Origin of the sequence: Archangium lansingense (genome assembly GCF_026626635.1) — a bacterium.
GTDB lineage: Bacteria > Myxococcota > Myxococcia > Myxococcales > Myxococcaceae > Archangium > Archangium lansingense.
Genome location: NZ_JAPNKA010000001.1, coordinates 4,071,699 through 4,083,283, shown reverse-complemented (window position 1 = coordinate 4,083,283; position 11,585 = coordinate 4,071,699). Strand labels below are relative to the sequence as shown.

At 67.5% G+C, this 11,585-nt stretch carries 11 protein-coding genes; 6 read left to right on the top strand and 5 right to left on the bottom strand.

All coding sequences use genetic code 11. The annotated features are described in order from the left end of the window. Window positions 1–138: 138 nt before the first annotated feature. The gene (locus OV287_RS16635) at window positions 139–741 is read right to left on the bottom strand and encodes an alpha/beta fold hydrolase (RefSeq protein WP_267535010.1); all 603 of its coding nucleotides are present in this window, start codon (window positions 739–741) and stop codon (window positions 139–141) included. 107 nt (window positions 742–848) lie between these two features. Between OV287_RS16635 and OV287_RS16630 the strand changes: the two genes are divergently transcribed. Both OV287_RS16630 and OV287_RS16625 read left to right on the top strand, forming a co-directional pair. After that, window positions 849–2,633: a serine/threonine-protein kinase gene (locus OV287_RS16630; RefSeq protein WP_267535009.1), complete on the top strand. Its 1,785-nt coding sequence runs from the start codon at window positions 849–851 to the stop codon at window positions 2,631–2,633. A 53-nt stretch (window positions 2,634–2,686) separates the two neighbouring features. Continuing rightward, window positions 2,687–3,112 (top strand): DUF1801 domain-containing protein, encoded by a 426-nt coding sequence (locus tag OV287_RS16625; RefSeq protein WP_267535008.1) that lies wholly within the window; start codon window positions 2,687–2,689, stop codon window positions 3,110–3,112. 69 nt (window positions 3,113–3,181) lie between these two features. On the opposite strand, the gene OV287_RS16620 is transcribed toward OV287_RS16625, so the two are convergent. Then, window positions 3,182–3,706: a hypothetical protein gene (locus tag OV287_RS16620; RefSeq protein ID WP_267535007.1), complete on the bottom strand. Its 525-nt coding sequence runs from the start codon at window positions 3,704–3,706 to the stop codon at window positions 3,182–3,184. Window positions 3,707–3,874: 168 nt separating this feature from the next. On the opposite strand from OV287_RS16620, the gene OV287_RS16615 reads away from it, so the two are divergent. Then, on the top strand, window positions 3,875–4,561 hold the full coding sequence (locus tag OV287_RS16615) for a Crp/Fnr family transcriptional regulator (protein WP_267535006.1): 687 nt from the start codon (window positions 3,875–3,877) through the stop codon (window positions 4,559–4,561). A gap of 28 nt (window positions 4,562–4,589) precedes the next feature. Here OV287_RS16615 and OV287_RS16610 read toward each other — a convergent pair whose 3' ends face one another. Further along, window positions 4,590–5,735 carry an aminotransferase class V-fold PLP-dependent enzyme gene (locus OV287_RS16610; RefSeq protein ID WP_267535005.1) on the bottom strand — a complete coding sequence of 382 codons (1,146 nt, stop codon included), beginning with the start codon at window positions 5,733–5,735 and terminating at the stop codon, window positions 4,590–4,592. Between the two features lie 66 nt (window positions 5,736–5,801). Beyond that, a complete protein-coding gene (locus OV287_RS16605) occupies window positions 5,802–5,954 on the bottom strand; it encodes a DUF3332 family protein (protein ID WP_267535004.1) in 153 nt (50 codons plus the stop codon). A gap of 277 nt (window positions 5,955–6,231) precedes the next feature. Here OV287_RS16605 and OV287_RS16600 point away from each other — a divergent pair, with 277 nt between their 5' ends. The 3 genes from OV287_RS16600 to OV287_RS16590 are packed head-to-tail and all read left to right on the top strand — an operon-like array spanning window position 6,232 to window position 9,413. Next, on the top strand, window positions 6,232–7,800 hold the full coding sequence (locus OV287_RS16600) for a DUF4331 domain-containing protein (protein WP_267535003.1): 1,569 nt from the start codon (window positions 6,232–6,234) through the stop codon (window positions 7,798–7,800). A 57-nt stretch (window positions 7,801–7,857) separates the two neighbouring features. Further along, window positions 7,858–9,012, top strand: coding sequence for a tetratricopeptide repeat protein (locus OV287_RS16595; protein ID WP_267535002.1), 1,155 nt, complete (start codon window positions 7,858–7,860; stop codon window positions 9,010–9,012). Then, entirely contained in the window at window positions 9,009–9,413 is a 405-nt protein-coding gene (locus OV287_RS16590) for a hypothetical protein (protein ID WP_267535001.1), read from the top strand. The genes OV287_RS16595 and OV287_RS16590 overlap by 4 nt, the downstream gene beginning before the upstream one ends. Window positions 9,414–9,498: 85 nt before the next feature. On the opposite strand, the gene OV287_RS16585 is transcribed toward OV287_RS16590, so the two are convergent. Continuing rightward, window positions 9,499–11,559, bottom strand: a complete 2,061-nt coding sequence (locus tag OV287_RS16585) for an alpha/beta hydrolase family protein (protein WP_267535000.1) — start codon at window positions 11,557–11,559, stop codon at window positions 9,499–9,501. Window positions 11,560–11,585 lie beyond the last annotated feature (26 nt).

Genomic DNA, 11,585 nt, shown 5'->3' with positions numbered 1-11,585 from the left:
GCACACCGACCTCGCCTGGAGCCATGTGAGCACATTTCGGATGAAAGGTTGCTCGGGCGCCAGACAACAAGGGGAGCAGCGACCTGAGAGCCAGCCAGGCGAATAATGAGGCGACGCATGCTCCCGGCGTGTGGCCCTCTAGGAGTGGAGATGAGCCATGACCCACGGTGCGCTCTCCGCGGCGCGGTCACGGGCGAACGCGTGGTCGCCTCCCGCGAGCACCTGCAACCGAGCCCTGGGCAGCAGCCGCGCGAGCTGACGACCGACTCCCACGGGACTGATGGGATCGGCATCACCCCAGAGGAGCAACGTCGGGATGGCGATTCGATGAAGCTCCGCCGAGAGGTCCGTTCGCTCCGTGAGAATCCACTCCGCGGCGTTGGGATACTCCGCGCGATAGGAAGCGCGCCAATCCGCTGCGCCAAAGCTCGCCACATCGATGCCGCCGGAGGTGGCCGTCAGGACCAGATGGCTGATGCGGTCCGGATAAGCGAGCGCCAGCCGCACGGCGACCAAGCCCCCCATCGATTGCGCCACGACCACACTCGGCCGCTCCAGGCGGCTGGCGGCATGCGCGACCGCATCGTCGAGGCCATGGAGCGCCGGCTCATGCGGCTCGAGACCCAGACCCGGCCAGCTCAGATAGGTCTTACGCCAGCCCGCCGGCAGCAACGTCCCGAGCGGATGCCAGAAGGACGCGGCGCCGCCGGCACCGGGCAGGAACAGGAGGTGGTGTGCCATGGTTGCAACGACCATCGCACCGACGATGGGTGTTCGCACAGGGGCGTCTGGCGACGGCAACCCACTATCTTCGCGAAGGGCCGCCAGGTCGACTACGCTCCTGCCCCGTGACGCCCTACACCATGCTGCACCTCGCGCTCGCGGGAGCATTCTTCGTGCTCGCGCTGATGCATTTCGCAACCTGGGCCGCGGTGCGCTCTCAGAGGGTTCAGCTCTGGCTCGCGTCGAGCTTCCTCGGCTTCGCGGTGCTCAGCTTCTCGATAGGCCTCACCAGCCGCGAAGCCAGCGCGATGATCGCCGATACGCGCCCGTGGCTCATCCTCGGCGTCCTCCCGTCGATTCCCCTCCCCTACACCCTCCTCCGCGTCGCGTGGTCATTGTTGGATCAACCCCTCACGCTCTGGCGGCGCGTGATGTTGGGAGTGGCCCTCGCGCTCGGGGTGGTGCGAGTGGTCGACGTCTCCTGGTCCGTCCTCACGCTGCCCCCCACCGGGTTGACCGCGGAGGAGATTTCGCGTGCGACCACGGGGCTGAGCCTCCCGATCTTCTGGCTCCTCGCGACGAGTGTGGCCGGGACCTGGGCCGTCGAAGCGGCGCGACTCCTGAAGCGCCGTGGCGCGATGGCGGCCGCCGTGTTCGCCGCCGCGCTGTGTGCGCTCGCCCTCCTCGGCCGTGAGCTCGCCATCGACGTCGGCTGGAGCCCGGGGCCTCCGCTCTTCGCGCTCGTGGGACTCCCCTTCCTGCTGCTCGCCTCCACCGCGCTCGCGATCCTCACCGCCCGCTCGCTGCGCGGCGCGGACCTGGGAACCGGCATTCATCGTTACCGGCGGCTCCGCCGGCTCGGACGCGGCGGCATGGGTGAGGTGTGGCTCGCCGTGCGGACCGGCCGCGCGGGGTTCCACCGGCTCGTCGTCCTCAAGCGGATGCTGGAGACAGACGCCGAGGACCCAGCGGTCCAGCTCCAACGCTTCATCGGCGAGGCCCGCACCGCCGCGCGCCTCCATCACCCGAACATCGTGTCCGTCTACGATCTCGGGCAGGTCGACGGCGGGTGGTTCATCGTCATGGAGTACCTGAGTGGTGTGAGCGTGCTCGAGCTCGTCCGCCGCGTCGAGAAGGGAGGCACGCTGCCACTCGAGGTCATCGTGGAGCTCTGCCATCAAGCCCTGCGCGGACTCGCCTATGCACACGAGCGGGGCGTGATTCATCGCGACATCAGCCCGGACAACCTCATCGTGTCGTTCGATGGGGTGGTGAAGGTTGTCGATTTCGGGATCGCACATGGAGCCGGCGACCCCCAGGAGCGCCCCTCCGCGAGAGTCTCGAAGGTCTCAGCGCATTCCGAGCAGCGGCTCACGCAGGTTGGCAACGTCATTGGGAAGGCCGCTTACATGCCGCCCGAGCGCCTCGAGGGAGCTGAAGCCACCGCGTCCGGCGATCTCTTCGCGCTCGGCTGCGTCCTCTACGAGCTGCTGTTCGGCAAGCGTCCTGTGCCGCCCCCGAGTGGAATCCAGCTTCCGCTCAAGGAGCGGCCCGAGGCCCCCACCGCATATCAGCTCCTCAGGGACGTGCTCGCCGTCGCGCTTCACCCCCAGCTGAAGCACCGCTTCGTCGATGCGAGGGCCTTCCAGCGCGGGCTCGAGCCGGTTCGACATGCGCTTCCGGCCGTTGAGCTTTCGAGCTGGCTGCGTGAGAACTTCGCGGAGCGATGGACGCGTGAATGGGAGCTGTCCGAGCTGAGCGATCCCACGCCCGACGAAGTAGAAGCCCTGCTCACGCGCAAGTCGCCCGCGGCACCCGTTGGGGATTCGGAGGCAACGCAACTCATCGGTCCGAAAGTTGCGCAACCCATCGAAGAGCAGGAGACGCGGCTCATTCAGCGCCGCCGATGAAACCCGTGCCATCGAGATGTCAGCTGAGCCCGATTGACCACAAGGAGTGAGCCGTGGCCTCGAAAGCAGCCAGCACCAAACCCGCGAAGCGCAAGGCCTCCGAGCCGGAGAGCGTCGAGACCTTTCTCGAGTCGCTCGAGCACCCGTTCAAGCAGGAGATTGTCGCCCTCAGGCAGATCATTCTCGGTGCCGATTCGAGTATCGCTGAAGGCATCAAGTGGAATGCGCCGAGCTTCCGGACCTCGGAGTACTTCGCGACCTTTCAGCTTCGAGCGAAGGACGGTGTGCAGGTCATCCTGCACTTCGGTGCGAAGAAGCGGGACACTCCGGCTTCTGGTGTCGCAATCGCTGACCCGGACTCGTTGCTCGAGTGGCTTGCCAAGGACCGGGCGTCAGCCAGGTTCCGTGACTTGAAAGACGTGGAGGCCAGGCGCGCCGCCTTCGCGAAGGTCATCCGCAGCTGGATTCAGCACGTCTAAAGCGCCCAAAACGAAACCGCCGCCCGCGAAACCACGCGGACGGCGGAGGAAAGACGGCTCGTGCCGTTCTTACATCGGGCCAGCGCAGTTCGACGTGTGCACGCCAGCGGGGCACCAGTAGTTGCGGATGTTCAGCCCGTCCTTCGTGCCCGTGCGCGAGCTGCAGGTGTTGCCCACCCAGTTGGCCTCCTGCAGGGTGATCCGGTTCGGGTTCGGCGCGGTGTCCACGCCCGAGACGTAGGCGACGTGGCCGTACACATGCGACGTCGGGATCATCGCCACGCAACCCCTGTGAGCGTGGTTGCTGTTGATGATCGCCACCTTGTCGCTCCAGTAGGTCAGGCCATACGGAAGCTTGGGCTGCCTGCACCGCGCGTGCAGCACGCAGTTGTCGCAATTGCCACACACCGCCGATTCCACGGCGCCGATGTCCTGATCATGAGCGTGGTCCGCGTGGCCCACCTGCTCCTCGTGGCTCATCTGCTGCTCGGGAGCCGCGTCCTCATACTGCGCCTCGACACCGCCACAGCCGGTCGCGGCGAGGGAGAGGGAGAGAAAGGACAGCGCCACGAGCTTCATCTGGGAACGAAACATGGGGGGATTGCCTCCGTCAGGTGCCGTCTACCAATCCAGGAATACCGGACCACCCCGTCAGAACCAATATCCCCACAAAACCGGTTGCGACATCTGACGCCCGGAAAATCCCGCCGAAAATCGATTTCTGGGATGCGGGCAAACTCGAGCCCTCCTCCAGGTATGGACGTGCGTCGCCCTCTGACAACCTGGGGCTCGCTGAGCACCTGCACCCGGACGACACGGGACCGGCTCGAGGCCGCGGCCCTTCCGTTCGAGCATCCTGCCGGTGTAACCATCGCCACTGCCAGTGCGTCCGCCGAGGGCGTCATGCTCCTGTCGCAGGGCGTGGTGCGGATCTTCCACGCCCTCTCGCCGGACTGTCAGTTCACCGTGAAGCTGGTTCCGACGCCGAACGTGCTCGGTGTGGTCGAGGTGACTCAGTCATCCCCGTGGGTGGCTTCCGCGGAGGCCCTCACGCCCCTGGAGGGGTGCCTCATCCCGGCGCCCGTGTTTCGCGAAGCCCTCGCGATGGACCACAGCTTCACCACCGCGGTGCTGGCGGACCTGGCGGCCTGCTTCGAGCGCACCATCCGGGTCACCCGCACCATGGGGTTCGATGGGTGCGAGCAGCGGCTGATCCGCGTGTTGCTGGAGTACGCGGAGCACTTTGGCCGCCCGACAGAGGATGGGCTCGTCATCCGCTACCCGCTCTCCCGGCAGCGACTGGCCCTGGAGATAGGAGCAGCACGGCGAAGCGTGGACCGGGCCCTGGCGGCGCTGGCCGCCAGGAAGCTGCTCTCCCTCTCACCCAAGGGCTGGCAGGTGATTCACGCGCCCGACGAGCTCCGCGCCCTGTTGCTCTCCCCTGATTGAGCGGGTGCCCGAACGGAAGCTTCGGGCCTTACTTCCCCGAGAACGCGCGGACCATCTCCACGAGCCGGTCGAGCTCCCCAGGCTGGTTGTAGAAGTGGGGCGAGATGCGGATGCGCCCGCGCCGGAGCGAGAAGCTGACATTGCGCTCGGAGAGGTATGAGGCGAGCGCCTTCACATCGCCGCGAGGGGGCAGGAAGGTGAGGATCCCCGCGCGGTGGGCAGGCGCAGGCCCGGTCTCGCACCCGATGGCGCGCAGCTCCTTGTCCACGTGGATGAGCAGCTCCCGGATGCGGGCCTCGACGTTCTCCAGGCCCACCTCCAGCAGCAACTCCAGCGCGGCGCCCAGGGCATAGGTGCCGGCGTAGTTGTGGCTCCCCTCCTCGAACTTCTTGGCATCCGGGCGCAGCTCGAAGTGGGCCTGGTTGAAGTTCCAGGCATCCGTGGTGGAGCGCCAGCCGACCAGCACGGGCCGCACGCGCGGCAGCACGTCCTTGTCCACGTAGAAGAAGCCCATGCCAGAGACGCCAATCATCCACTTGTGGCTGTCGGCGCTGAGGAAGTGGATGCGGCACTTCTTCACGTCCACCGGGTGGCAGCCGATGCTCTGAATACCGTCCACGCAGAAGAGGACGCCCGAGCGCTCGCAGAGCGCACCAATGGCCTCCAGGTCCGTGCGGTAACCGGTGGCGAACTGGACGGAGCTAAGGGCGACGAGCCGGGTGCGCGGGGTTATAGCGGCTGCCACGGCCTCGGGGGTGACACCGCCGTCGCGAGGCTCAATCTCCCGGACAGAGACACCCCGGTCGCGCAGGTGGAGCCACGGGTAGACGTTGGAGGGGTACTCGATGGACGAGGCCACGGCGACCTCGTCCCCAGGCCGCCAGTCGAGCCCCTCTGCAACGAGGCCGAGGCCATGGCCCGTGTTGCGCACGAAGGCGATCTCCTCGGGCGCCGCGCCCACCATCCGGGCCGCGAGCCGGCGGGCGTTCTCCGTACGCGCCTCCCAGCCGCGCTCGTAGCGGACGCCATGCTGGAGGAGGTCCTCCACCCACTCGTGCATGGCAGTGGCCACACGCCGGCTCGTAGGGGCGACGCCTGCATGGTTGAAGTACAGCTGCTCCTGCACGACGGGGAACTCGGAGCGGTACGCGTCGAGGTCGGGGGACGAGGTCATGGGCGGAGCATCATGCCAGGGCGGCGCGCCCGGTGAAGCGTGAGGCGTGCCGCCGGACTCACCGGCTCAGCGGCCCGAGCAGGCCAGCGCGAGCCCCTGCTGCTCGTTGAGACCGTAGATGTTCCGCGTCAGAGCAAACGAGCCAAAGCACCCGGACACGTGGAGAGACAGGACGGCGGCGAACAGCGCCGCGACCGGGCGAAACGAACGCAACTTCATGCATCCTCCTTGAACGCGAGACCGGAGGCTCCGGCCCGCTGGCGGGCCAACCTAAGCCCCTCGGAGGACGTGTCCGCAGTCGCGTACGGTGAACGCAAAGGTGCGTGATGGGTAGAGGCCCAGGCTCGCGCCTGTGACAGCCCCGCGGCCCGCCCGCCAGGTCGTCGGGGCTCCTCTCGTCCCAGAAGCCACCTCGCTGGATAAATCCAGCGCCTCCGCCGACCCGTATCGCGGGTGACACGACTCGACTCGAGCACTCATCCCGTGAGGACCGATCATGCTGAAACTGAAACCACTGGCCGCCATCGCGGGCCTGACGACGGCGACCCTGACCTTCCCGCTCGGGGCCCTCGCCGCCAGCCACCGCGAGGCCCCCATCACCGCCCTGGACCATAAGGCGGACATCACCGATTTCTTCGCGTTCGTCAGCTACGACAACCCGGACAAGGTCACGTTCATCCTGGACGTGGATCCCCTGTTGGAGCCAGCGAACGGGCCCAACTACTTCCCGTTCGATCCGGAGATCCTCTACAGCATCAAGATCGACAACAACCACGACGCCATCGAGGACGTCTGGTTCGATCTGCGCTTCACCACGGAGATCCGCTCGCCCAACCTCTTCACGGGCTACGTGGGAGCGGGCACGGGAATCGCGGCCCCGGGCAACTCGCCCCCGCCCGTCGCACCCGGCACCCCCGTCGTCCCGCCTGCCATCACCGCCCTGGACGGGCCCGGCTCGGAGGGGCTCAGCCTGCGCCAGAGCTACACGGTGACGCTGGCACGCCGCGGTCCAGGCAACTCCGTGAAGCACGTCCGCCTGGGCGAGAGAAAGCGCCTGTTCGCGCTGCCCACCAACGTCGGGCCGCGCACCATGCCCGACTACTCCTCCCTGGCCCAGCAGGCCCTCTTCCAGGTGGGCCATGACGTCCGCGTCTTCGCCGGCACCGTCGAGGACCCGTTCTGGATTGACCTCGGCGCGGCGTTCGACTCCCTGAACTTCCGCGCCACCGATTTCAAGGTGCCGGGTGTACTGTCGGATGCCCAGGACGCCGACGACACCCGCAACTTCGCCAGCGATGCCGTCTCCGGCTTCAATGTGAATGCCATTGCCATCGAGGTGCCCATCTCCCTGCTGACCCACGATGGCAAGAAGCACGCGGCCTCCGATCCCAAGGCCACGATTGGCGCGTGGGCTACCACCTCCCGCCCGCGCATCACCATCCGCCGGCAGCCCTCCGAGAAGAACGACGACGCCCCGAATCACCCTGTCTGGCGACAGGTGCAGCGCATGGGCAATCCCCTCATCAACGAGCTCCTCGTAGGCACAGGCTTCAAGGATCGCTTCAGCATCGACCAGCCCCGGAACGACTCGCAGTTCGCGTCCTTCTTCCTCGACCCGGTGCTCGCGCGGGTGTTCAACGCGGTGTATGGGTTTGACATCCCCGCCCCACCCCGGACCGATCTGCTACCGCTGGTGACCTACGCGCCGCCCATCGCCGCCGCAGGCACCCCCGCTGGCCCGGTGGCTGATCTGCTCCGCTTGAATACGGGCGTTCCTCCCACACCAGTAAGCCAGCAGAAGCGCCTGGGCCTGCTCGCTGGTGATGCTGCCGGCTTCCCCAATGGACGCCGCGTGAGCGACGACGTCACCGATATCGCCGCACGTGCGGTGGTGGGCGTGCTCAATCCCCAGTTCAACAAGGCGCCCAACAACCGCATCGGCGATGGCGTGAACACCAATGACGCCTTGTACCGGAAGACCTTCCCGTACGTCGGGCTCGCCTGGGACGGCCGCAATCGCCGCCACGTGGACCCCGGCGAAGTGGGAGGCGGTCCCGTCCAGTAAGCCCTCGCGCCGTGGGCGCCCCACCGAGCGCCCACGGCCTCTACCCAGGAGATTCCCATGAAAGCGATTTGGAGTATGGCCGGGGTCCTGCTGGTGGCCTCACTCGCCCTGGGCCAGGAGGAGGGACGGTCCACGCCCGCTCAGGTGCGGATTGCCCAGGCCCGTAGCGCCATCGAGCAGCACCCCAACTACCCTCAAGCCTACAATGACCTCGCGCTCGCCCTCGCGCGCCGCGCACGGGAGACGGGAGATCCCGCGCTCTATGCGCAGGCCGAGAAGGCCCTGGAGAAATCCTTCCGCCTCCAACCCGGCAACGTCGAGGGCCTGAAGGTCCAATGCTGGCTGCTGTTGGGCAAGCATGAGTTCGCCAAGGCCCGCGAGCTGGCACGCGAGCTCAACCAACGCGCGCCCGACGATGTGCTCGTGTATGGGTTCCTCGCGGACGCCAATGCCGAGCTCGGCAACTACGAGGAGGCGGAAGACGCCGCACAGTGGATGCTCGACCTCCGCCCGGGCAACATCCCCGGGCTGACGCGGGCGGCGTACCTCCGCGAAATCTTCGGCGACCCCGAGGGAGCGCTGGAGCTGATGCGCAACGCCTACGACCGGACCGACCCGGGCGAGCGCGAGGACCGTGCCTGGCTCCTGACCCAGATCGGGCACCTGCACCTCGTCCGCGGAGAGCACTCGGAGGCAGAGTCCGCACTGACCGAAGCCTTGCGCCTGTTTCCCCGCTACCACTACGCACTCGGGGTGCTCGGCACGCTGCGAATGGAGCAACAGCGCTGGGCAGATGCCGTCGAGCTGCTCGAGCAGCGCTACGCCATCGCCCCTCACCCGGAGAACCTCTATCCCCTGGCGAAAGCGCTGGAGCTCGCCGGCCGCTCCCGCGAAGCGCGAGACGCCTTCCGCACCTTCGAACGGCAGGCCTCGCGCGAGAGCAAGGGGGTCGACAATGCCAACCGCGAGTTGATCTTCTATTACATCGAGCACGCCGACAGGCCGGCCCAGGCGCTGCGTCTAGCGGAGCGTGAATCCGCTCGCCGTCAGGACATCCATACCCTGGACGCGTATGCCTGGGCACTCCATGCCAATGGCCGTGACCCCGAGGCGCAACAACAGCTCGAGCGCGTGCTGAAGGTCGGTACCCGCGACCCCCTCGTTCAGTCGCATGCCCAGGCAATCGCCGCCCGGATGGAGGCGTCCAGATGATGCGCGCTGCTGCACGGTGGGCCGCAGGCGTCCTCCTTCTGTCCCTCCACGCCGCCCATGCTGCCCCCCAAATCCAGACCGAGGAGCGCTACCTGACCCTGCTCGGCCATGTGGCTGAGATGCACCTGGATACGGCCTCGCGGGATACGGGGGTGTGCCCCCCCGAGCTCGTCGTCTCCCTGTCGAGAGTGGGAGATCCCCTGGTTCCCCGCCCCGAGTCCTATGCGCTGTCTCCCATTGGGCCGGCCGGCGCTCTCGGGATGACCCTCTCGCCCCTGCGCTTCCGCGTGGGCGAACACCAGCTCTCCGTGCTCGACCTGGACCTGGCCTACGAGACCACCGCGGGCGCCTCGGGCATGGCTCTGCAAATGGGCGTACTCAAGGCGGACTTCTCGTTCTGAACACAGGGGGCCACTCCGGAGTTCAACCCGGGTGGCCCCTATACCCTCACCCCGTCCCTCTCCCAGGGGGAGAGGGGTTGGGTGCCTACCGCGCGGGTGCCACCGCCGGCTTCTTCGCACTCTTCGTCCACTGGTCCAGCCAGTCCAGCACCGTCTCGTGCCAGTGGATGCTGTTGGCCGGCTTCACCACCCAGTGGTTCTCGTCCGGGAAGTAGAGCAGCTTGGACGGAATCCCCCGACGCTGCAGCACCGTGAAGGTGGACAGGCCCTGCGTGTCCACCACCCGGAAGTCCTGCCCGCCGTGAATCACCAGCATCGGCGTCTTCCACTTCGCCACGTGGTCAATCGGGTTGTGCTTCGTGTACCCCTCCGGGTTCTCCCACGGCGTCCCGCCGTGCTCCCACTCGGGGAACCACAGCTCCTCCGTGTTGAAGTACGCCAACCGCTCGTCCAGGTTGCCGTCGTGGTTCACCAGGCACCGGAAGCGCTCCGGCAGCTGCCCGGCAATCCAGTTGATCATGAACCCGCCGTAGCTCGCCCCCAGCGCGCACACCTTGTCGCCATCCAGGAAGCTGTACCGCTTCACCGCGGCCTCCAGGCCCTTCTGCAGGTCCTCCAGCGGCTTGCCACCCCAGTCCCCACGAATGGCGTCCGTGAAGCCCTGGCCGTAGCCCGTCGAGCCGTGGAAGTCGACCATCACCGCCGCGTAGCCCCGGCCCGCATACGTCTGCGGGTTCCATCGGTAGTGGAAGTGGTTGCCGAAGCTGCCCTGCGGCCCACCGTGGATGAGGAACGCCACCGGGTACTTCTTCTTCGGGTCGAAATCGACCGGCTTCACCACGTAGCCGCGCACCGTCTCGCCGTTCCAGCCCGGGAACTCGAACTGCTCGTAGTCACCGAAGCGCAGGCGCGACATCGCCTCCTCGTTCACCCGCGTGAGCTGGCGCAGCTCGCTCCCGTCCGCGCGCACCGTGTAGAGGTCCGCCGGCGCCTTCAGGTCATCCCGCAGGAAGGCGATGCGGCCGTCCGGCAGGGGCTGCGGCTCGGCGGCGTAGCCCGGGCCACTGAAGGCCGTCACCTGGCCGCTCGCCACGTCAATGGAGAAAGCCCGGTGGTGGCCGATGTCATCGGCGGTGACGAGCACGGACTTCCCATCCGGGCTCCAGGTGAGCGAGCCGGCCGAGCGGTCCCACTGCTCGGCAAGCACGCGCTCCTTGCCCTCCGGCCACGAGCGCAGCACCACGCGCAGCCGGTCCGCCTCGTAACCCGGGCGCGACATGGCCAGGTACGCCAGCGTCTTGCCATCCGGGCTGAACACGGGCTGCGTGTCCGTGGCGCGGTTCTTCTCGGTGAGCTTCTTCGGCGTGCCCGCCTTGTCCACCGGGGCGAGGAACAGATCCAGATCCGTGGACCAGGACTCGCTCTTCCCCACGTCGCGCGCGGTGAAGACGAGCCCCTTGTTATCCGGCGTGAAGGTGAACTCCTCCGGACCGCCAAAGGGCTTGCTGGGGCCATCCGCGTCCATGCCCACCATCACGTCCCGCGGGGCGGCGCTGCCATCCACCGGCAGGACGAAGAGGTGCGAGCGCTTCCCATTGCCCCACGTGTCCCAGTGGCGCACGAAGAGCTTGTCGTAGACCTGGCCGGTGCTCTTGCCTTGGGCCTTCTCCTTCTGGCGCTGGGTGCTGCACTCCAGCGTGGCGCAGTCGGGGTAGACCTCCAGGGCGACCGCGAGCGTCTTACCGTCCCCCGACAGGGCAAAGGCACCCACGTCCAGGGGCAGCTTCGTCACGGCCTGAGCCTCGCCACCATCGAGGGGCAGGCGGAACACCTGCCGCGAGCCGCCACGCGAGGAGAGGAAGTACAGGCCCTGGCCATCCGGGCTCCAGACGGGCTGGGCCTCGCTCTCAGGAGAGGAGGTGAGCTGGCGCAGGCCGCTGCCGTCGGCATTGACGAGCCACAGGTCGGTGCGGCCCTTGTTGGCCTCCAGGTCGGTGGAGCGCAGCACGAAGGCGATGCGCTTGCCATCCGGCGACACGCTCGGAGTGCTGATCCGGCGCATCGAGACCTGGTCCTGAATGGTGAAGGGCTGGGGTTTGGCGGGAGCGGCGGTAAGGGCGAGCGCCGCGACGAGGGAGAGGGTCAAAGGGTCCTCCGTGGGGTCAACCGCTC